22 protein-coding genes are annotated in these 22,328 nt (G+C 36.9%); 8 read left to right on the forward strand and 14 right to left on the reverse strand.

Annotated features, from left to right (window positions below):
* Positions 1–99: 99 nt before the first annotated feature.
* Positions 100–864, reverse strand: coding sequence for a hypothetical protein (locus tag QNI22_RS16695; protein ID WP_314512304.1), 765 nt, complete (start codon positions 862–864; stop codon positions 100–102).
* Positions 865–904: 40 nt separating this feature from the next.
* Complete coding sequence (locus QNI22_RS16700; RefSeq protein ID WP_313979056.1) at positions 905–1,210, reverse strand: DUF4286 family protein; 306 nt, start codon at positions 1,208–1,210, stop codon at positions 905–907.
* A 240-nt stretch (positions 1,211–1,450) separates the two neighbouring features.
* Between QNI22_RS16700 and QNI22_RS16705 the strand changes: the two genes are divergently transcribed.
* Both QNI22_RS16705 and QNI22_RS16710 read left to right on the forward strand, forming a co-directional pair.
* Positions 1,451–2,050, forward strand: coding sequence for a carotenoid biosynthesis protein (locus QNI22_RS16705; protein WP_314512306.1), 600 nt, complete (start codon positions 1,451–1,453; stop codon positions 2,048–2,050).
* 282 nt (positions 2,051–2,332) lie between these two features.
* On the forward strand, positions 2,333–3,226 hold the full coding sequence (locus QNI22_RS16710; protein WP_314512308.1) for a MerR family transcriptional regulator: 894 nt from the start codon (positions 2,333–2,335) through the stop codon (positions 3,224–3,226).
* Positions 3,227–3,284: 58 nt separating this feature from the next.
* On the opposite strand, the gene QNI22_RS16715 is transcribed toward QNI22_RS16710, so the two are convergent.
* From QNI22_RS16715 to QNI22_RS16730, 4 genes are all read right to left on the reverse strand, one after another.
* A complete protein-coding gene (locus QNI22_RS16715) occupies positions 3,285–4,325 on the reverse strand; it encodes a patatin-like phospholipase family protein (RefSeq protein ID WP_314512310.1) in 1,041 nt (346 codons plus the stop codon).
* A 241-nt stretch (positions 4,326–4,566) separates the two neighbouring features.
* A complete protein-coding gene (locus tag QNI22_RS16720) occupies positions 4,567–5,157 on the reverse strand; it encodes a hypothetical protein (protein WP_314512311.1) in 591 nt (196 codons plus the stop codon).
* Between the two features lie 1,181 nt (positions 5,158–6,338).
* Positions 6,339–7,055 (reverse strand): DUF5343 domain-containing protein, encoded by a 717-nt coding sequence (locus QNI22_RS16725; RefSeq protein WP_314512312.1) that lies wholly within the window; start codon positions 7,053–7,055, stop codon positions 6,339–6,341.
* A 274-nt stretch (positions 7,056–7,329) separates the two neighbouring features.
* The gene (locus QNI22_RS16730) at positions 7,330–7,974 is read right to left on the reverse strand and encodes a DUF5034 domain-containing protein (protein WP_314512314.1); all 645 of its coding nucleotides are present in this window, start codon (positions 7,972–7,974) and stop codon (positions 7,330–7,332) included.
* Between the two features lie 364 nt (positions 7,975–8,338).
* Here QNI22_RS16730 and QNI22_RS16735 point away from each other — a divergent pair, with 364 nt between their 5' ends.
* Positions 8,339–9,226: a DUF3822 family protein gene (locus tag QNI22_RS16735; protein ID WP_314512315.1), complete on the forward strand. Its 888-nt coding sequence runs from the start codon at positions 8,339–8,341 to the stop codon at positions 9,224–9,226.
* Positions 9,227–9,303: 77 nt separating this feature from the next.
* Here the strand turns inward: QNI22_RS16735 and QNI22_RS16740 are convergent, their stop codons facing one another.
* The 3 genes from QNI22_RS16740 to QNI22_RS16750 all read right to left on the reverse strand — a co-directional run bounded on the left by QNI22_RS16740 (position 9,304) and on the right by QNI22_RS16750 (position 11,789).
* On the reverse strand, positions 9,304–9,768 hold the full coding sequence (locus QNI22_RS16740) for a DUF3299 domain-containing protein (protein WP_314512317.1): 465 nt from the start codon (positions 9,766–9,768) through the stop codon (positions 9,304–9,306).
* Between the two features lie 75 nt (positions 9,769–9,843).
* Complete coding sequence (locus tag QNI22_RS16745) at positions 9,844–10,488, reverse strand: ABC transporter ATP-binding protein (protein WP_314512319.1); 645 nt, start codon at positions 10,486–10,488, stop codon at positions 9,844–9,846.
* Positions 10,489–10,538: 50 nt separating this feature from the next.
* Positions 10,539–11,789 (reverse strand): ABC transporter permease, encoded by a 1,251-nt coding sequence (locus tag QNI22_RS16750; RefSeq protein ID WP_314512321.1) that lies wholly within the window; start codon positions 11,787–11,789, stop codon positions 10,539–10,541.
* Between the two features lie 106 nt (positions 11,790–11,895).
* On the opposite strand from QNI22_RS16750, the gene QNI22_RS16755 reads away from it, so the two are divergent.
* Complete coding sequence (locus QNI22_RS16755; protein WP_314033135.1) at positions 11,896–12,273, forward strand: MerC domain-containing protein; 378 nt, start codon at positions 11,896–11,898, stop codon at positions 12,271–12,273.
* Positions 12,274–12,374: 101 nt separating this feature from the next.
* Positions 12,375–12,965, forward strand: a complete 591-nt coding sequence (locus QNI22_RS16760; protein WP_314512323.1) for a ribonuclease HII — start codon at positions 12,375–12,377, stop codon at positions 12,963–12,965.
* Positions 12,966–12,974: 9 nt separating this feature from the next.
* Here the strand turns inward: QNI22_RS16760 and QNI22_RS16765 are convergent, their stop codons facing one another.
* From QNI22_RS16765 to QNI22_RS16775, 3 genes are read right to left on the reverse strand one after another with little or no spacing between them, the layout of a single operon-like run.
* On the reverse strand, positions 12,975–13,991 hold the full coding sequence (locus QNI22_RS16765) for an AAA family ATPase (protein WP_314512324.1): 1,017 nt from the start codon (positions 13,989–13,991) through the stop codon (positions 12,975–12,977).
* Between the two features lie 43 nt (positions 13,992–14,034).
* The gene (locus QNI22_RS16770; RefSeq protein ID WP_314512325.1) at positions 14,035–14,808 is read right to left on the reverse strand and encodes an ADP-ribosylglycohydrolase family protein; all 774 of its coding nucleotides are present in this window, start codon (positions 14,806–14,808) and stop codon (positions 14,035–14,037) included.
* Positions 14,809–14,811: 3 nt separating this feature from the next.
* Entirely contained in the window at positions 14,812–17,061 is a 2,250-nt protein-coding gene (locus tag QNI22_RS16775; RefSeq protein ID WP_314512327.1) for a TonB-dependent receptor, read from the reverse strand.
* Positions 17,062–17,195: 134 nt separating this feature from the next.
* Here QNI22_RS16775 and QNI22_RS16780 point away from each other — a divergent pair, with 134 nt between their 5' ends.
* On the forward strand, positions 17,196–17,720 hold the full coding sequence (locus QNI22_RS16780; protein WP_314512329.1) for a low affinity iron permease family protein: 525 nt from the start codon (positions 17,196–17,198) through the stop codon (positions 17,718–17,720).
* Here QNI22_RS16780 and pnuC read toward each other — a convergent pair.
* Positions 17,717–18,391 carry a nicotinamide riboside transporter PnuC gene (gene pnuC, locus QNI22_RS16785; protein WP_314512331.1) on the reverse strand — a complete coding sequence of 225 codons (675 nt, stop codon included), beginning with the start codon at positions 18,389–18,391 and terminating at the stop codon, positions 17,717–17,719. The genes QNI22_RS16780 and pnuC overlap by 4 nt on opposite strands.
* An 81-nt stretch (positions 18,392–18,472) precedes the next feature.
* The gene (locus QNI22_RS16790; RefSeq protein ID WP_314512334.1) at positions 18,473–20,149 is read right to left on the reverse strand and encodes a PAS domain-containing sensor histidine kinase; all 1,677 of its coding nucleotides are present in this window, start codon (positions 20,147–20,149) and stop codon (positions 18,473–18,475) included.
* Positions 20,150–20,495: 346 nt separating this feature from the next.
* Here QNI22_RS16790 and gcvT point away from each other — a divergent pair, with 346 nt between their 5' ends.
* A complete protein-coding gene (gcvT, locus tag QNI22_RS16795) occupies positions 20,496–21,593 on the forward strand; it encodes a glycine cleavage system aminomethyltransferase GcvT (RefSeq protein WP_314512335.1) in 1,098 nt (365 codons plus the stop codon).
* A 10-nt stretch (positions 21,594–21,603) separates the two neighbouring features.
* Positions 21,604–22,308: a 2-phosphosulfolactate phosphatase gene (locus QNI22_RS16800; protein WP_314512337.1), complete on the forward strand. Its 705-nt coding sequence runs from the start codon at positions 21,604–21,606 to the stop codon at positions 22,306–22,308.
* Positions 22,309–22,328 lie beyond the last annotated feature (20 nt).

The raw sequence follows: 22,328 nt of genomic DNA on the forward strand, positions 1-22,328 counted from the left end.
AATCATTCAAAGGTGTTTATCCGGATGTATATTTACTATCGGTAAACACCTTTTTTATTGCCTCTATTGCTTTTTATTTTGCGTCAAAGCCGATTGATTTTATAAGGCAACCTCCAGGCTCATATCTATTTTTTCGTCCCCCATAATCAGAATACCACTTTCAGGATTTTCAAAAGGCAAAGTACGCAGAATAGTAGCCAGTTGTTTCTTTGTTTGTTGCAGATAGGCAATATCCTCAGAAGTTAGGGGCTGACGATAAATAAAATTGGTAAATTGCGGAAAGGAATCTACTAAGGCATCTTTAGTATAGATTTCTACTCCATCTAGCAAAGCAAGTGTTTGGCCTATGTAAAAAGGGATAGTTTTCCATATGTCGATATCATTGGTATACTTTGCGTCAAAGGAAGTTAAAGTAGTAAAATCCAGTAATTCCAATGAATCAAGTTTATGAAAAAACGGGTGGATACCATTCAGAGTAGGCCGTATAACAGATCTATATTGGGTGCGAGTGCAAAAAGTAAGAACTGTACGAATACACCGATAGATATTGAGTAGCAGATGTCGCTTTACTTTATGGGTAACAGGTAATGGATACGCCTGGATATGCAATCTATATGTATCAAACAAGGCATTGTTTAATCCATCAATGGTCGATTTGGACGGAATCGTATTTACGATGACTCCGTCCTGAATAGTGATGAGATTTATATTCCAGCTCACATGATGGTGTTGCCGATAGGCATTGATCCACTCCTGGCTGGTTTGTTTATCAGGAATATGTTCGCATTCCAGCAGTACATCTTTATCTAAACTGTTAGCCGAACCGAAAAAATAATAAGGCGCCTGCAATAAGAAAGTATCCATAGAGGTATACTAAATGTAGTTACACAGTTAAGATGTACAACTATTCTATGACTTCAAGCAATGTATGAAATGAAACATATTTCCCACCAAAACGAGCGTCATGTTCTGTTCGTAAAGCAGTAGCATATTCGCTTTCGTATTTCTCGTAGTCTTCCATACTATTCATAAAGTATTGAAACGAATAAGTAGTACCCCCATTCTCTATTTCTGTCAGGAGTTTCAATATTTTGTTATCTACAAACAATCCTGTCAATAAAATATTCGGAATATGATGTTCACGCATCCATTGTATCCACTCATCGTGCACATTATCATCAATGTTAATGGTGATATTGTATAATATCATAGGGTATGATTTGTGTTGTAAAGATATATTAGCAAAACAAAATAGGACGGTTGCCTTTTCTGCCGAAAAATAGAAACATTTACCGGAAAAAATTGTTCGTATAAAAAATAATCTGTCTTTCGCATTAAAAATAATGTCTCTCAGCTGTTCATGACTCTTCCCAAATCAATCTTTACCTCTACATCCATTCCATTAGAAACTAGTTCTACATTGTATAGAACAATCTTTATCTTGTTGATAATGATGCACGTTGCAGGGATTATTGGGTTAAACTGGCAAGTGACTCAACCGCTATTTATCGTTTTGGTACCTTTTAATCTATTGGCTACAACAATATTATTGTTGTTATTTCAACCTATTTTAACTACCTCATTTTATATTTTCTGTTTGATCTGTTTCATAACAGGTTATCTGGTAGAACTTGCAGGCATAAAAACAGGACTCATTTTTGGAAACTATGAATATGGCCCAACTCTAGGCTGGAAGATAGCTGGAGTACCCATAATCATTGGTTGTAATTGGCTTACTCTAATCTATTGTACAGGTATCATTTCCCATACCTACCTTCGAACTAATTGGCTAAGGCCTATTTTTGCTTCATTGTTAATGATTTTTATAGATTATTTTATTGAACCAGTTGCCATGCATCTTGACTTCTGGTCGTGGCAAGATAATAATGTGCCTTTTCATAACTATCTAGGCTGGTATGTTACTTCATTCTTTTTGCAATTAGTATTCTCAGTACTTGTACCTGTCAAGCAAAATCCGATGGCACTACCTGTATACCTGATACAATTTGCATTCTTTCTGAGTTGTAATTTACTATATTACTTCCTTTAACTCTGCACAAGATAATAGGAGGTCTGCTTTAGAATAGATCGCTTTAAATAAAAATTCGGTTTCTTTAAACAAATCATACAGTTATGTGTTTAGCATGTATCCATCTATTTGTATCAGTTTGCGATATGAAAAAGAAACGTTTGGAGTCGGCTACGGGGACCTGTAGTTAAACAGGTTTGTCGCATATGTTATTTCCTCAATTGTTTTATTAAAGTTTTATTTGACCTGGCAGTAACTACAAGTAGCAGCAAGTTATCTGTCTATGATTAAATAGTATGTATTATGAGTGTGTATTCAATTAAAGATCTGGAAAACCTTTCGGGGATCAAAGCTCATACACTTCGGATCTGGGAACAACGCTATAATATAGTAACGCCCAAGCGTACAGATACCAATATCCGGTACTATGATGATAATGATCTGAAATTAGTTTTGAATATATCGTTGCTACAGGAGCATGGTTTTAAGATTTCCAAAATCGCTCAGATGCAGCCGGATATAATACACAGGCAAGTATTAGATCTCAGTGAACAAGGTATACGATATACGGATCAGATTCAGGCACTTACCATTGCAATGATTGATCTTGATGAAGAACGTTTTGAAAAGGTACTTACAAGATGTGCCTTGCAAATGGGCTTTGAACAGACAATGATTCAGGTAATTTTCCCATTTCTAATTCGGATTGGTATACTATGGCAAACTGCTGCCATTACTCCTGCCCAAGAGCATTTTATTTCACACTTAATACGGCAAAAAATAATTGTAGCGACAGATGGTCAGATAACGAACTACACTAATCAACAGCACAAGTATATGCTCTTTCTACCAGATGGAGAGTTGCATGAACTAAGTTTGTTATTTGCGAACTATCTACTGAGGGTACGAAAGCAAAAAGTTATCTATCTGGGACAAAGTCTTCCTTTTCAGGATATAGAAAGTGTACATGCTATTCATAAACCTGATTATTTGTTTACAATAGTTACTTCTGTTCCAGGTCCGGACGAACTACAGCCTTATATTACTAAACTATCTCAGGCATTTCCTAATACAATTATTTTAATTTCAGGCTATCAAGCTGTCACCCAGTCGCTCGATTGCCCCAACAATGTACTCATCATGAAGAAAATTCAGGACTTTATCGAATTCATCGACAATCCGTCTGAGATTTCATAGAAATAAGAAAGCCTTTCCTACAGGAAAGGCTTTCTTATTTTCTTATGTAAAGTATTGTCTATTCTGCAACTAGAAGATCCACCAGGTTATTAAGTTTACCATCCATCTCTTCTGCAATATATTGTCCCAGTTCTTTCAACGCCTGTACATTATTAACAGAAGCATTATCCATCTCTGCATTAATATCTATCCCTAATTCAGGATTAACACGCAGATATTGTCCTGCCACTTCCACAGCACCAAAGATCTCTCTTAATTGGTAATCTACCACATCAGCAGAAGCAGAAGCTGTAATATCAATTAATGGACGTGACCAGGAAGCCAGACCCCAGTTTTTAGCATCATCAAACTCATAGTGCAGTTTTGATTTGCCAGTTCCTAATGAGAATATAACCATCCCATTGGCAGTCACTCCTTTATCTGCATTTTCTGGATGACTAAATAATTTTCGGGCCTCTGCATAAGCACATAATGTAGGGTTATTGGCAAAGATTCCTCCATCAATCATAGCATAGCTAACACCTGAAAGAGACTGTAATCTCTTACACTCGAAGTAAGTAGGACTAGCAGCAGTAGCACGTGCAATATCCCGTACAAAGAAGTCTTCAGAAGGTTTAGTTGCAGTATGTTGAGTGAAGAAATGTACTTCTCTCCGTGTAATATCATAAGTTGGTACCAGACAGGGTTTTAGCAAATGACTCAAGTGTAAATCATCGAAGTACTCTTTCAGCAACTTTTCAAGCCCATAGGATGAATATTTTTCATCTATAAGCCCTCCTACTGATAACAACTTATGATCGAATGTCTCTTCAAATATCTTCTTACCAAAACGAAGAAAGATATCAGCCACCTGAGGAGCTGAGAATCTCGCAGTTGTATTTTGAGGCTTGATGGGACTCAGATAGGCACATGCCATAATACCTCCACTACCACTCCCTGCAATCAAATCAAAATAATCAACCAGACGGGTCTCTGAACGTCCTGTTTTGGCTTTCAGTTTCTCTTCCAGAATAGCAAGTATTTGCCCTGGAATTATACTACGGATACCTCCGCCGTCAATAGAAAGAATACGAACGAACTTGCCAGCAGGCTTTCTCATAAGCTATGTAATCTGAAATTAAAGTTTTGCGGTTTGAACAACTCGACAGAGTCAAAGATAGCATATTGTTCCATTAATCTATATAATTACCAAAATATGAAGTAATTAGTAGTTGTAAGGTTTGATTTGATTATTGTTTTTTCTACCCAAAAGTTACTCCTGTAAATAGAAAAAAACCCAGCCTTAGTAGACTGGGTTTTTCGTTAGATAGAAAAAAATCACTTTTTAACACCTGTTATCTTTATAATTGTACACGATTGACAACCTGACCTGCTGCTTTCACTTCGAAAGTCAGGTTTTTTGCTTTTAATTTGCTCAGATCGTACACACGTGTAAAGCTTCCTTTTTGAGTAAGAACTTCAGAGTGAACTGCTTGACCAAATTTATCATAGATTGATACTTCTACTGCATCCGCTGTGTTTCCTACCAGTCTCAATTGATATTTACCTTCTTCCAGAGATTTAAACTCAGCCTTACGTACTGCATTTACAACAGCATTGCTATAGGCTACAGCTAATTCTGTTTTACCAGCAGCATCTGTAATTAAAACGTTGTAATTTCCAGCAGGCATTCCTGTGAAGTTATATGGACGAATAAAGCCTTTTGAACTGAAAACTTCATCTTCCAACACTACATTGTTATCCTGATTTTTAATAGTTACTTTTACTAAACCCGACTTAGCAGAGCTATATACTAAGTTAAATACATTTGGACGGGCTGTTGTAGTCAAAACTGCACTCGCAGTACCTTTCGCATTATCCAGATTATCAGTAGCAAATACAGACGCATTAACAGCTATTGCTAATACGGCTAAGATGATTGACTTTTTCATAGTTTTGATTGATTTGATGTCTATAATATTTTGATTACTTATTTTCTTAGAGATTTACTTAGTTTGTCTGGCTTGCCTCTCATGTCCCTTTTTCATTTTCTTAACGATACAAAGGTACTATGACTTTTACCTAAAAAAAGTATAATTAGCCTCAAAAAGGGGATTCGTAATGAAAAGCCAAAAAGTTGAAACCAGGCAAGGAAAAAGTAATACACTTACATTTGAAAAATCCTATTTTACACAAAGCCTTTACCTACCAACACTTAAGCAATAAGTTATCTATACTGCTTCAATTGCTACTTCTATTGCTTTTCCACGACTTCCTATAGTACAATATTTTTCAAAGGAAAGTCAAATTCTTGCAAATAGTCTTTGTCTTATTTTGAGATATAAATATAATTTTTCCTATACAAAGGCTTTCCATACCGAAAACCCTTATATACAAATAATACTAAAAACAACTCAAGATCTGTAATCAAGAACATTCAAGTCATTTTTTTCTCTAACCAACAAACTCATGTAAATTTGATGTAAGAAATTCTCTAAAAACGCAATTTTGCTAGCAAAAAATACACATAAAGAAAAACCTTTATTCAGGGAGAAAACACTCGCTCATAAGCTAAAGACTTAACAGTCAAGGCAATACGCATCAAACATCCTATTCAATAGTCATAGAAAGGCAAAAAAATCTATGTAATAATTATATCGGGGATAAAGTTTTTCTTGCCTTTTTCTTTATTGTTAGTGAAAGTATTTTGTCTGCGTATAGTTCAAGTCAAAAACTTTTCTCGAAAGGATAAGGCACTCTGCTCAATCACTAAAGGAATTGTATATAATTCCAATCACTTTTGAGTTTGAGTAGAGTTCCAATCATTTTTGTTTTTGCTTATAACTCACAACAACTTTTATTTTGATCGGAATTCTGATCATTTTTTCTGTTGCGCATAGTTTACCGCAAAAACAAAATATGATTGGAATTCAACGCAAGAAGAGAAAGTGATCGGAATTCACCACAAAACTTCAATCTGTATAGAAGTTCGCCTCGTTGATGGCAGGATATAGGAATGCGGTCTCAGTAGAAACGCAAATGGCTTTGCAGTAAATTCTGTTCCAGGTAATTACAGAGGTAACTATCCCCTTTTTCGGTAGATACTGAAGTTTTCAAATTAATAGATTCATACCTATTCCTGAAGCTTCTTTATGTTCTTGATTAAACTGGCAAATACCTGATCCAACTGGTCAGGGGTATATTCAGAGGATAACTGTATCTGAATGGTAATTTGAATATTTGGGGAAGAAGAAATAGCAGGCGTAGGAACTGTTATTACATCCTTTGAATCAGATACATGGATTGTTTGAGGCTGTGGTTTGTCCTCTGCAAACAATGAACCTTGTTCAATACGGGATGTTACAGGACGTGATTTATTCTCTTTAGGTTTCTGAGCAGTTTCCAAATTAGCTTTTCCATTTCTCTGCTCACCCGGAATCACCGCTTCACACAACATTAGATAAAAAGCTGCCATTTTACGGGCAGAGGCCTCTCCTACTCTGGCTTTATTCTTAAACCATGTTTCTACCTTAACTCTGTCAGCAGGGTCAATGACAGCATCATTAAGTTCCTGAGGATAAACAGTCCTACGGATCACATCACACACTTCTCCATACTTCTCATCATCACGCCAGTCATAGGCTAAATCAGTAGGTCGTCCGTCATCATCAATAAAACCAATGGCTCGTAAAGGTGGTAACACATTAGTACGTGCAGAATCTTCACCCATCTCAAAGTGCATTGCCAGAAATCCGGGAGTAATCTTAATATTTGGATTGCTCTGAAACTTTTTGCGTAACGCCCACCAGTTTGTTACAGAAAGTTTTGGATAGGAAATCTCACTTGCCATGGAGGATAAAATACAATGATGAAAATACGATTTCTGAATAGGGGCTTGAAAGATACTACTTTATTTGTTCATAATGCAATAATGAACCTATCTATAGCCTGTTTTTGTGGTATACATAAAGATTAGCAAAAGAATAGTAGTAGTATATGCAGGTATATTAACTACCTATATCAGACAGGTTATCAACAACTTACCTAGTACTCATCATGTACTATCAATCAAATAGGTGAAGAAAAAACCTATTTGATTGATAATGCCATTTATAAGATATTTCTTACGAAAATGTTAGTTCTCGGGTTGTCACTGTATACTTATCTCCATTTGTCTGCTCGTAAGTGATAGTGAAGATATGCTTTTTAGAGGATACAGGAGGCTTGGCTAGCCAGAGTGTGTAGGCCAGCTCAGGTGAGGGTTGTCCATTACTATAAGTCCGCAGATTGACGGCAACATCCTCTGACCAGGAGTTATAGAAGCCCATTTTCTTGATCAGAAATAAATCGGCTAAATCTGTACCCGCTGGATGTTCAGTATCAAAATCCTGATTACTGATAATTTGTATTGTACTGATTTTTTCTTTTGATCCCTCATGTCCATTAGGCAAAGGGTCACAAGCCATCAATGTTCCATAACTATTGATAGATATAGCTGAATAATATTCTGCTTTTACTTCCAGATTTATACCTACTTTATTATATGCATAAGAAGCTGTTTTGGATAACGAATCCAAACGCACATATGGGTATCCGTTGGTCACTGTACTATCAATTAATACATTAGTTGCTTTCCAGCCGTTTACCTTAAAATACTTCTGAGAAAAATTATCTCCGCAACCACAAGTACTAAACCAGCAGCATCCTGTAAGAAATAAAGGTGCAACAGAAATAAGAAATGTAAGAGATAAAATTCTAATAGTTTTCATAGAAAATAAAAAAGTTGACAGACTGTAGACACCACTACCTTATGAAAGGTTGCATCACATGTATAAATGATATATTTTAGAGAAATGACGAAAGTAGAAATACATACTCCCATTGACTTATACCAGGATAAAATTATTTATGGTTGCTGTCATAAAAAAAATTGTATCAGTAGAAAATCTAGGGAATAATATGTATTTTGCTTACCGTTCATAATCAATCTTTTCTGTAGATTTTACCAGGCTATGGATGCTGCAGGTGCATAAGAAAATAGAATCTCAAAATTAGTTTATTAGGTTCGTATTCTGTAAACTTGTAAGCCTAAAAGAGGATAAAAAGGGTAAACACATAACTTATTATATTGAGTTGGAGACTACAGTAGTAAAGTTTAAACAAAATCAACTAATTAAAGATACAACTGTATTTGATATAGAGCTTATTCCTCAGTATGCGCTAAATCTGGAATTAAGCAAGGATGGATTTAGAATAAGTGTAGTGGATACACATGCGAGCCGGTGCTTATGGCTGGAAGAACGGCATTTCTCTGCACTCTTACAAAAAGAACAACTGCTGGAACAACTGGAACTCCTGTATGAAGAACACGAATTTCTGAAAGCTGGATTCTGGCAAAAAATAAAAGTCTCTGTAAAAAATCAGTTTTTCACATTATTACCTAGCTCTTTGTTTTACAAGGAGCATGCCCGCAAGTATCTTCAACTGGCAACTCATACATTGCCTGAAAGTTACGAAGTACTCTACTATCGCCATCCGCATAGTGAAATGGTGAACGTATTTGCAGAGGAAAGAAAGGTAATTGAATGGTTCCGGCAAAATTATCCTGCACGAAATGTAGAATTCGTACATTATTCAAGTGCATTGGTAGAAGGTGTATTTCATACCGAACCTGTACCTGTACGATCAGTAACAGTATTGGTAGAATCATCTCACCTGACAATTGCGGTTACTAATGGAAAAGTATTAGAGTATTGCAATACATTCTTTTATGTAAGTGCTAATGACTTCTTGTATTATGTTATGCTGGTGTTTCATCAAATGCAACTTAACCCAGAAGTCCACAAGGTAACTTTGTATGGAGAAATTAGCCCGGAATCCGCAATATTCGAACAGTTATACAAATACATTCGCAATGTAGTATTTGGTCATAAGCCAAGCACACTGAAGTTTAGCTATCTTTTTGATGAATTGTATGATCATCGCTATTTTGATGTATACAATATTTATCTGTGTGAATAAAACTAGTAAGCCATAAATGAAAAACGCTTAATCATACTCTGATTAAGCGTTTTTCATTTATGGCTAATTTATATCTTCTACAAAACTGGGCTTGCTTCTTCCAAAATATAAAACAAATGATTTTCATCTGTTTCATTCAGTCGTAAGACACCACTTACCTGTACAGGTTTCGCTGTGTAATCAAAAGAGGTAGAAGCTTTTACTTCTACAACAGATTCCGGACCTGCACCACCACAAAAGAAACAATGGCTAAACGGCACCATTGAAAGCATAAAATTCATCTGCTTTTTGGCTTCATCGAGTGGAATAATAAATCCTTTCAATGTGACACGCTTTCCAGCCAACGCCTTTAAATCTTTGCTAAATATAGGTTGAGGATAGTATCGGTCTGGAACATTTTTATACTCTACCGCCATTAAAGTTTTCCATAAATCTGCTGAAGATACTGTTGTAGCACTGGCCTGATCCTTGGGAGCTGTCTGTGCCTGAAGGGTCAGACAACTAACACTGCATATAAATAATAGAAAAACAATACGTTTCATAAAGTATAGTTATAACTCTTTTGAGCGAAATAGATGTTCTGTGTATTCAACAAATATACAATTTTATACAGTTCCCTATACCATCTGAACACTGTCCAGGTGAAAATGATTTGTTATCCGTTTTTTGACACGCGCATCATGTGTAGCAATAACCAATGTAGCAGCACAAGCCGCAGCTTGTGTTTCAAGCAGATCCAATACCCTCATACAATTTACATCATCCAGACTAGATGTAGGTTCATCAGCCAGAATTAGCTTAGGGCGATTCAATACAGCCCGGGCTATCGAAATACGTTGTGCCTGTCCCTGACTTAACTGATGAGGCCTGGAGTTCCGTTTATCCAATAAACCCAATATAGTTAATACTTCTTTGATTCGTTGTTTATTCTGCGGTAATCCAGCCATATATTGAGTCAGTAACAGATTTTCCTCTACTGTTAATACAGATAATAAATGTGGCTTTTGCAACACCAGGCCAATGTTTTTCCCTCGAAACTGATCTGCTTTGCTTCCCGAAAGAATGTACAAATTTGTGCCTGCAACTATTGCAGTACCTTGTGTAGGTTTTCTCAAACCCGCAAGCATATGCAATAAGGTTGTCTTACCACTTCCTGATATTCCTGTTAACAACCAATTATCTCCTTGGGTTGTTGTCCAGTCAGGAAAGGATAGCGTATGTTCCGAAGTATAATTATAACGTATTCCTGTAAGTTGAAACATTCGGGTGTCAATGAAGGTTGCGTATTTTGTGCAGTTATAGGAGCATAGCTTTATGCTGCCAGCGTTTCTGAGATATCAAGGCGGTATGTTTGTAAGGCTGGCAACAATGATGCTATGAATCCCACTCCCAATACACCTGCAAAAATATAATACTCTTCTGTAAGGAACTGCCATCCAGTAAATGAGATCTGTGATGTCTTATCCAGTAAAGCACTTGTTAATTCCACGGCTCCGTGTCCTAACAGTAAACCACATATACCACCAAAGGCAGCTAGTAACAGCCCTTCTAAAATAATATGGGTAAACAATTTATTTTGTGAGGCTCCTAATGTTCGCATAATGGCCAGATCGTATTGTCTCTCTTTTAGCGCATTATACAAAGCAATAAAGATACTCAACCCTGCAATCAGAATAATCACATAGGCAAAATACTCTATCACATCAGCTCCTACGCCAAACAGGTCGAATAAACGCACGATTTCCATTGCAGGGGAAGCTGCCTGTAGATTACTTTGGTTATTAATCATTCTGGGCATCATTAGTGTGGCCATCGGGTTAGAGAATGTCAGCAATAATGCAGTGATTTCCTTATCATCTTCCTCACTGGTAGTGTCATTATGTGCTTTTGTATATTTGGCAGGTGGTCCAATCGGCCTAACAGGCATAGCAGCTTCTTCATGATGTTCATGAATGGCCCATACACTTTCTATACTGGTAAGTACTAACCGATCTAAAACTGTTTCGCTGGGTTGCATGATACCCACTACTTTGTAACTCTGCTCTTCATGCTGATTATCCTCGCTCCCATCTAATCCATGTGAGCTATGAAAGGTATCACCCACCTTAAGTCCTGACTGCCGGGCAACCTCAGCCCCAATAGTTGCTTCCATTACATTGCTCCACCACTTTCCAGTAGCTAGCTGGCAACCATAATGTTCCGGATACAATTTATTGGTTCCGACAATGCGAAAAACCTGGTAGCTATCCCCCAGAGCCAATGGGATTGCCTTTTTGACAAATCGCCTGTTAGCAGCTATTTTATTGGCGTCCGATAACTTAATGTTTCCTGTTGGATTGTCTATATGAAAAATGCTACATAAAATTAGCTGCAGAGGACTTCCTTTGGCCCCTACTACCAAGTTAATATCCTTTGCATTAGCTTGCATTTTATTTTGTAGTTGTGTCATTACCAATAATAGATAGACTACTATTCCAACACCCAAAGCCAATAGCAACGTATTGAGAAATGTATTGAGTTTTCGGTTGCGGATATACGCCCAGCTTACTATAAATAAGTTCATATGTTGGCTGCAACTTGGTTGCAAAAAAGTTTCTATTTCTGTTGCAATATAGTAAATCAGCTATTATTTTTGCAACGTTGTTACAAATTCAGCTATCGCCTCTTCAATGAAAAATTTTTCTGTTTCGCGCAAGTCAGATTGGATGGGGATTATTAGTTCAGTAGGCTGTATTATCCACTGTATGTTTATGCCTGTACTTCTATCAAGTGCAGCTAGTTTTACTGCACATGAGGAATATCGCTGGCTTGACTTCCTTTTTTTAGCAATTGCGGCTGTTGCTGTTTGGTTATCAGCTCGTAAAGCACATTCTCTGTTAGTTCGTATTATCCTTATAGTTGCCTGGGCTGTATTTGCAGGTAGTATTATCTGGGAAGAAAGCATACCATTTGCCTCCATTCTTATGTATCTGGGTTCTGTATTGCTAATTGTTGGACATGTACTAAATCTACGCCATGTTCATCATCATGCAGGGCATAAGCATTAAAACTTTATAGCATAATCGCTTTTCCGAATAAAAAACCTCCTTGTTATCAAGGAGGTTTTTTATTTGTTTTGCAACTTACTAGTTCTCTACTCAATACTAGAATGTCGTTACAATCTGCCTATACTCAAGATCTGATTGAAGCTGGACTGGATGAAGCTGGCCGGGGTTGCCTGGCAGGTCCTGTAGTTGCTGCTGCTGTAATTTTGCCAAAAGATTATAAGCACAATACCCTGAATGACTCCAAGCAGTTAACTCGTAGTGAAAGAGAAAAATTAAGAGAAGAGATACAAAAAGATGCGATTACTTTTGCAGTAGCAGAAGCATCCAATTCTGAAATTGATCAAGTCAATGTGTTAAATGCAAGTTTCCTTGCTATGCATCGGGCTGTAGACAATCTTTTGGTTCTACCACAGATGTTACTGATTGATGGAAACCGATTTAAACCGTACCCATTTATTACTCATACCTGTATTGTTAAAGGTGATTCAAAGTTTTTATCTATTGCTGCTGCATCCATACTTGCTAAAACATATCGTGATGACTTGATGGAAAAACTAGCCAAAGACTTCCCTCAGTATGGATGGGAAACCAATGCTGCCTATCCGACTAAGGCCCATTATCAGGCATTGGAGAAATACGGAATTACACCACACCATCGACGCACTTTTCGTTTGGGAGAAATTATCAAATGACAAAAGAGCTTAGCTATTTCTTATTTCAGGCAAGATCTGCCTTTCTACTGCTGTTATAGCCTGAGCTAAACGATTTTCAAAATCGCCTTCAATAATTACATACTTCATTCTTCGTTTCTCCAGTTCTCTACGAATGGTTTGAAACTGTTCCTCACGGATATGGCCATAGCTACGGGTTCCATCATCAATCCATGGCAGGTCAGGTTTCAGCAACAGATACAAGGCTGCTCTTTGACGAGGCTGATGATTGACTTCTATGATCCAGTCAGGGCATTGATTAAAATAGATTTCACTCCATATCTGTGTCAGAATAAGGTCTGTGTCCAGAAATAAGATCTTATTTGCTTTGGATAATGCTTGCTCTTCTAACATTAGATGGCCTCCAGCTATGTGAGAAATCCCCATATACTCAAAATGGGGCATTTTTTCCTCATAATACGTTCTTCCATATTCTGGCAACCATTCTGTTTGAAAATGCCTGGCAAGCTGCTCTGTAAGAACAGATTTCCCTACAGACTCCGGTCCGGTTAACACTATCTTTTTCACATAGTAAGGTCTCACTTCTGCTGGAATATATTCCCAGTGTTTAAAAGGTTCTTGTCGTATATATCTGGCGGAAACAGGAATAGTATTTCGCTGTAAATCAATCAAAATATGTTTGATTCCAAGTTCTCTTTCCAGATCAAAACCATAGGTTTCAGAACTAAAGAAGATATTAGGCTTTTCAGGAAGATTACGCTCAAACGTTCCAGCCCAGATACGCCAAAAATCAGGATGATCTATTGGTTCCTGAGGATTTTCATCTGTAACATGGATTACCTGAATGTTCGGATCATCGGCAAATATTTTTTTCATCCAGTGATGTCGCAGATAACCAGGAATAGGTTCCCGTTCAATAGAACACATTAATACATACATGCGATCTACTTGTCTAGCTCCTTCCCGAATAAGATGAATATGTCCGTTATGTGGAGGCAGAAATTTACCAAGTGTAAAACCAATCATCAGAATACTAATTCTAAACAAAGCATGCACTCAAAAATGTTTATGCTTTGTAATCACTATATAATTATTTAGAAGGGAACTGTGTGAGAAATGCATCTAGTGTCAGCAAAAGGTCTTGCGGAAGGCGTTTTCTCACTTCTGTTTCAATCTCTTTTGGTATACCACCATAAAACGGCTCTGCAATACAACCTGCCATACAAGCCATTGTATCTGTGTCTCCTCCTAACGAAATGGCTAGTCGAATTGCATTTTCCACATCTGTACTTTCCAAAAAAGCAATGATGGATTCCGGCACAGATCCCTGGCAACTAACATCAAATTTATAATCAGGTCTGATCTGCTCTATGCTTCGCTTCAGATTATATCCAAACTTGTTCTGAACATATTCTTTTATTTCCTGCTTGGAACTTCCTTTCCGAGCCAGAAACACTGCTGCGGCAATCGCCTGAGCACCTTTTATACCTTCCGGATGGTTATGTGTAACAAATGCACTCTTTTCTGCCTCCTGCAAAACTTCATCCAGAGAACCATAAACATAAGCGACTGGACTCACACGCATGGCAGATCCATTACCCCAACTAGTATAAGGCTGCAAATCTGTCGATTGTAACCAATCTCTGAAAGATTTTCCATATCCAGCCAAAGGATATGCATTTCCATACGAATGAATCTTCTCTGCATAGTTTCCTCCATGTAACAAGGCATCTGCTACCGCTAGAGTCAAAACAGTGTCATCCGTAAATCTGGATTCAGGAACAAACAATGGAAAATCCATTGTCTTCAAACCACGTATTTCATAAAGTGATCCGATTATATCACCGGCAATTGCCCCTAGCATGTTTTAAAAGTTTAGTTGTAGTGTTACAAAATAGTTTCTTCTAGCCTGCACAAAATAATACGGTTGCTGATCTGTAACCTGCCCACTGGTAAAGTATAACTTATCTGTCAGATTGTTAGCCATAAATGAGAATCTGACATGTTGAAGAAAATCCATAGAAATGCGCAGGTTCAGCAAATGGAAGTCTGGTGTCATAAACTGAGATTCATTGGTATTTGCTAGAAAGGATTTGCTTACATATCTACTGGATAATTCTACATCACCTCTCAACTTTTTTGGTTTGGAGAAAGGCAACTGATAAATCACACCTTGATTTAAAATCCATTTAGGTGATAATAATGGATTAACATTCCGATATGTTTGATTGTCTACATCATTAGTATATTCTTTAATCTGTGCATCCATAAAAGCTGTATTCTGCACAATTGAAAGGTTGGAAAGCAGCTTCCAGCTCAGATCCACCTCAACTCCGCGCCGATAGCTTTGAGCTACATTTTTTCGCAATGGCAATCCGATGTAACTCAACTGACCAATAGGGGCAATCTCATTATGAAACTGCATCGTATATACATTTGCCTGTACAACCAATGTAGGTAATATCCATCGGGCTCCTATTTCGATATCTGTTACAGATTCCGGCTTTATCCTTGTTAAGTCCCCAATCAATGAAATATTACTGGAATCTACATCATCAAACCCAGCAAAAAGGTCATTTCGGGTAGGTTCGCGACTTGTTTTGCCAATAGAGGCATATACATTTACAGCCGGACCTGCCTGATAGGTAATGCCAACTTTGGGATTAAAGAATGTCCATTGAGTGGACAGCTCTGGCAACTCATAACTTTTCTCTGGACTATATCGAAAAAATACAGATCGAATCTGAGCATCTGCAAAGAGATTAAATTTATTCCAGGCATAATTAATCTTACCAAAAGCAGAAATCTCCTTTTTATACCCTGTGTTGGTATACAATCGATCAGAGGTATTAGGCTGTATACTGGAAAAGTGATCACGTTTGTATGTATTAGCATGAACACCTACATGTGTTGTTAACCGATCTTTAGTATAGTGCAATGTCATCATTCCTCCACCAAAATCAGAAGCAACTGAAAAGTTCTGTAAAATCGGATCAAAGCGAATATCATATCCTCCTGTCAGATGAATATAGTATCCGGATGTCACTAATGATGTAGATTGATTGAATTTATGCGTATGTTGTAATTGTACCAGTTGTTGTGAAAACTTATCCTTTTCTTCTGGCGATAAGTAATTGGTTCGTGGGTCCTGTTGAATATCTGTTAATGCGACTGGCACATATGCCATATCATTTCGGGTATGTCCGGTAAATGCAGTAAGCCGGAATAGATCCTTCTTTCCAAAATAACCTGCACTGATAAATCCGGAATGAGCATGTGTACCTGAATGATATTTATGTCCATCTGTATGTAACAGTGAATAGCGTCCATACAAAGCAAAGCCATTCTTCAATTGTCCAGTTGAGAATTCCGGACTAATCCGATAAGAACCAAAAGAGCCATATCCTGTCTGCAGGTTTAATGAACCTATTGAATCTGCAAGATTGATACTTTCAAAGTTAACAGAGCCTGCATAAGATGCTGTGCCAGAAGTACTTGTTCCAATACCACGCTGCACCTGAATTGATTGCAGGCTATTTCCAAAATCAGCAAAGTTGGCAAAATATACTCCCTGATCTTCTGGTTCGTTCAGAGGTAATCCATTGAGTGTAAAATTGATGCGTGATTGGTCGATACCTCTCAATCGCATATAGGAATATCCAAAGGAATTGCCGGCATCTGAATAATAATTTATGGAGGGAGTCTGTGTTAGTAATACGGGCATTTCCTGTCCCATATAGTTCTGCTCGATTTGAGCTTTTGTTAATGTCTTTTGTGATACAGGCGTTGTTTCATCAGCCCGTATTCCCTGAATAATGATTTCTTCAGTAACAGCTTCAGCAATTACTAAAAAAATATCTCTACCATTAAAAACAGTTTCGGGATTCACTTTGACCTCATACGTAGCATATCCCACATGACTTATCCGTAATGTATAATTTCCAGAAGGAATATTCCTCAGTTCAAAATTTCCGGATGCATTCGTAATTGTTCCATGTTGCGTTTCTACCAACAAGATTGTTGCATTTGCAATCGGTTTATGAGTTGCCTGATCCTTGACAATACCTGATATAGAGAAATTTAGTATAGTAATGAGAGTTAGTAGAGTTGCAGCCATATATTAGTGTAAATACTACACAAAGATAAGATAAATATACAACTCATGTCAAGCTTTATTTTTGAAAGCCCTGTTAGCCCTAACTTATAGTTGGTATACTATTTTTCAATGTCACTGTATAATGTATATACACTATGGAAAAGTCTGAGAATAGAATTGCTTTATTTTTTGAAAAATTTGCCAATAAAACTACCCAATTGGCTGGCAGTTCGGGAGCCTTTACTCTAGCTCTTCTGACAATTATCATATGGTTATCAACAGGTCCAATTTTTCACTATTCAGATACATGGCAGTTAATTATCAATACAGGCACTACAATTATCACATTCCTGATGGTTTTCCTCATTCAGAAATCCCAAAATAAAGATGGGATGGCCATGCAATTAAAACTAAATGAATTAATTGCAGCCAGTCAACGTGCCAGTAACCGCCTTGTGGATGTTGAATCCTTGACCGAACAAGAATTACGAACTCTAAGCCAATACTATGCAACCCTAGCAGATGTCTCATCAAAAGCAACCAATATACACGAATCGCATTCCATAGAAGAAGCAATAGATGATACAAAAGAAAAATTAGAATTTGAGAGACAAGAGGATCAGAAAAAAGCTCAGAAAGAGCAATCTACGGCGACTCATCCAAATCGCAAGGAAAATTAAGTTAAAGAATACTTTTGGTGAATCTTCCACCAGTTAAATGCACCATTTGCTGCCAGAAAACAGAATATCAGATAGAGCAAACTATAAAATTTAACATCTTTGGTATAGTACATGTAGGTGCTGATGATATCTATTAGGATCCATGCATACCAGCATTCTATCTTTTTGCGAATCATCCAGAATGTAGCTATAATGCTGGCAACAGTTGTAAATGAATCCAGGTAAGGAAAAGCACTAGGCTTTGAAAAAAATACTGGAAATAATACATGCAAATAACTTGCAAAGGTTCCAAGTGCACCTGTCGCGACAAGCGTGACAATCCCCCATGTCGCCCAATCCTTTGATGAGAGAAAACTTACCTTTAACTGATCTCTTTGGTCTGCTTCATATTTTTCCGGATTCAGCCATTTCCACCATCCCATAAGACTGGTTATCAAGAAAAATACCTGAAGAAACATATCCGGATAAAGCTGTATCTGATAAAACAGAAAAAAGGATAGGATTACATTCATAATTCCTACTGGCCATGTCCACACATGTGCTATGGAAGCAAGCCAAACCCCGCCAATACCTGTAATAACACCAAAGAACTCAAGATAACTCAATGAGTATCCGAGTATGTTTATAAATGTATTCTCAATATGAAAAAAGGACTCGAAAGATGTTAACACGACAGAATTAAAGTATATACAAATACGAAGGTGCAAAAAATGTTGATTTATTATATTTTCTATGAAGGAAAATGCAATTCCTTAAGATATTCCTGTGTGAGGCTGAGGCAATTCAATTATAAATGTTGTTCCCAACCCTACTGCAGATTTCACATTTATGGATCCTCTCAAAGCAGTCACCGTTTCCTTTACAATATATAGACCTAGTCCAGATCCTACTGATTTGTGAGAAACCTTAAAAAACATATCAAAGATTCGACTTAGATATTCTGATTCAATTCCGATACCATTGTCTGTAATGCTAATCCTTGCTTGTTTTTCATTTACCATTACTGCTATTTCTACAAAAGACTCTACCTGTAAGGAACGATATCGTACAGCATTTGATAGTAGATTACCAATGATAGATCTTACTCTTTCCTCATCACTATAAAAGGCTGTCTCCTGGATAATAGTTACTTTAAAGGCAATGCTTTGTGCATTTTTAGCAAATCGCAATGCTTCAATTAATTCATTAACTATTTCTGAAAAATACAATGGCTGATTTCTGATTTCAAGCTTTTTATTCTTAGCGTATTGAGTAATGTCAATTAATAACTGATCTAACTTATGTACACTCTTACCAATCATTGATATATATTCTTCACGCTCAGATTCATCTTCTTCTGTCTGAAATAATTCAACCAATCCTAATACAGATGCCAATGGAGCTCGCATATCATGTGAAGACCGATAGATAAAATGATCCAGTTCATGATTTAACTTAGTAAGAATCGCGTTAGTTTCACTAAGACTTTTTTCATAGTTCTTACGCTCAGAAATATCCAAAACAGAAAAGGCTACATTATGTATTTCGCCTCTTTTGTTTACAACAGGAACAAAATTCAAACTCATCCAGGTAGGAACATTTCCCATCATCACCAACATATCTTTTTGAATAGCCTGGCCAGAAAATGCTTTATTCAAAGCTTCTGCTTCCATTTCTCGATTTTGTGGATTTCCATAATCAAGATAATTATTCCCTATCTGCAATGTGTCTCCATATACATTTTGATAGTAGTCAAAAAATCTCCGATTAAAAAGTTCTATCTTCCTCTCCTTATTAATCAGCATCAACATCTGATTGTTACTATCCAAGACTGATTTTAGCTTCTCCTGTTCGTGATTGATAGCATTTGTTCGTATTTGTTGCAGGATCAAATAGACAAATACTATTGTAATACACAATGATGTAACCATGCAAAAAATAAAAAGTCCGTGCAGCGTTTCATAATCATGTATTTTTGAGTAATAAAGTGAATGATGTGTTAATTCCATTACTCCCCATCCTGCAATTGTGATTAACAAATGACAGATTACAAGGAGTATATTTTCGTAGGAAAAAGTGGAAAAGATTGCAAATACCAATGGAAAGTAAAAGAGATATACGCCTGCTTGTATACCATACCGAGCATCATGTACAAAAATAAGTGTATTAATAATTAGAATAGATAATGTCGAAGTAAATGCATAATACACCTCATGTCGAACATACAAAATCCATAAAAATGTAAAAAAGCCCATCAGGATTGCAGATCCTAACATATATTCGGCAACTATAAAATCAAGAATAGCAGCTATTAAAAAAACACCTGTACAAACTAAAGTAAACTGAAATGTTATAATTGTTAGAAATTGGTTACCTTCTGGTTTCTGCGAGGGAACAGGGTTTCCAAAGAAGTTTCTTAAGAAAGAATCAAGTGTAGGAAAATGAGACATTAGAATGGGGCTATCTAAACTATTTTAGAAATATAGGGACTTTTTTCGTTTTTGCACAAAGCGGTTATCTCCACATAAATATACTACCATGTAATCTTATAGCAAATAATATTTGGCTAATCTAAAATATATCTATTTATCGTTTTAATCTTGCCTACAAACAAATCTATTTATCTCTCCGACTATGATACCTTTTTTACTGGCTGATTGTCCCATACTTTGTACAAAAACCAGGTCTATCTTTATATTAATTGTTATACAGAGATTATTTCCTTGTATTTTTCAAACTCCACTTTTAATTTTTAATTCATAACTACTACCTTTGCGCGCTGTAAACTTCATCCTTATGACAGAAATATCCTCCGCAAAACAGATACCCTTACATAATGTCCATGTACAAGCTGGTGGCAAAATGGTTCCATTTGCTGGCTACATTATGCCTGTACGTTATTCATCTGATATTGAAGAACACAATACAGTCCGTAATAGCGTTGGGATTTTTGATGTGTCTCACATGGGAGAGTTTATGTTAAAAGGACCAAAAGCATTAGACCTTATTCAATATGTTACCTCCAATGATGCCTCCAAACTAGCTGATGGTAAAATTCAGTATTCCTGTTTACCCAACGATAAAGGAGGAATAGTTGATGATCTTCTTGTTTACCGCATGCAGGAAAATGAATACATGCTGGTGGTAAATGCATCTAATATTGAAAAAGATTGGAACTGGATTCAACAGTACAATACATTTGGTGTAGAGATGGAAAACATTTCTGACCAACTCTGTCTATTTGCGGTTCAGGGTCCCAAAGCTGCTTCGGCATTACAGTCGCTTACATCTGTAGATCTATCATCACTCGAATATTATACTTTTACAAAAGGACCTTTTGCAGATGTTAAAGATGTGATTATATCTGCTACAGGCTACACAGGTGCAGGCGGCTTCGAAATCTATGTACCTGCAAACAATGCCAATTATGTCTGGACTCAGATTATGGAAGCTGGTTCTTTGTACGGTATCAAGCCGATTGGGCTAGGAGCCAGAGATACCTTACGCCTTGAGATGGGTTATTGTCTGTATGGAAATGATATTGATGATAAAACCTCTCCACTGGAAGCTGGACTTGGATGGATTACTAAGTTCTCAAAGAACTTTATAAATTCCGCAAACTTGAAGTCTCAAAAAGAAGAAGGTGTATCTAAAAAACTTATTGGTTTCCAGATGGAAGAAAGAGGTATTCCAAGAGCTCATTATAACCTTGTGAATGCATCAGGAGAGAAAATAGGAGAAGTAACCTCTGGTACACAATCTCCAACATTAGGAATAGGAATTGGTATGGGATATGTGCAAACTGCCTACACTACTCCTGAAACAGAGATATATGTTACTATCCGTGACAAGAATCTAAAAGCCAAAGTCGTTAAATTACCATTTGTGAAATAATACTTTTCTGATGAGAAAGATTGACGTTTGCCCTACTCCGGAGCTGTTGCACCTATATAACTTAGAAAACAAGATTGCTGTCATTGTAGATGTGTTTCGTGCAACATCCTGTATGACAACGGCCTTTGCTCATGGAATTGAAAAGATTATTCCAGTTGCTCAGATAGAAGAGTGCAAGGTATTACAGGAGCAAGGCTACCTTGCAGCCGCAGAGAGAAATGCGATGAAAGTTGAAGGATTTGATCTGGATAACTCGCCATTCAGCTATATGAAGCCTGATCTTACAGGCAGAACCTTAGCAATGACAACTACTAATGGTACACTGGCTCTGACCAAATCCAAATCTGCCCAGCAGGTATTGATAGGATCTTTTCTTAATCGTAAAGCTATCACTGACTATCTGTTAACTCAGCCTTATGATGTACTAGTGGTTTGCGCAGGATGGAAAGGAAAGTATAATTTAGAAGATACTTTATTTGCAGGAGCAGTGGTTTGTAGTCTCAAAAATGAGTTTGCAATAGAAGATGATGCAGCGCTAGCAGCTAATATGATCTATGATGCAGCAAAATATAATATGATCAAGTTTATTGCTCATTCTTCTCATGTTCGTAGACTAGCTCGTTTAAATCTTACACGTGATATTGAATTCTGCCTCCGTGAGGATTTATATAATGTAGTACCTATTCTCCGAAATGGAGCATTGGTAAAGATGTAAATTAAAACTATTTATTAGTT

It is taken from the genome of Xanthocytophaga agilis (genome assembly GCF_030068605.1).
In the GTDB taxonomy this organism is placed as follows: Bacteria; Bacteroidota; Bacteroidia; order Cytophagales; family 172606-1; genus Xanthocytophaga; species Xanthocytophaga agilis.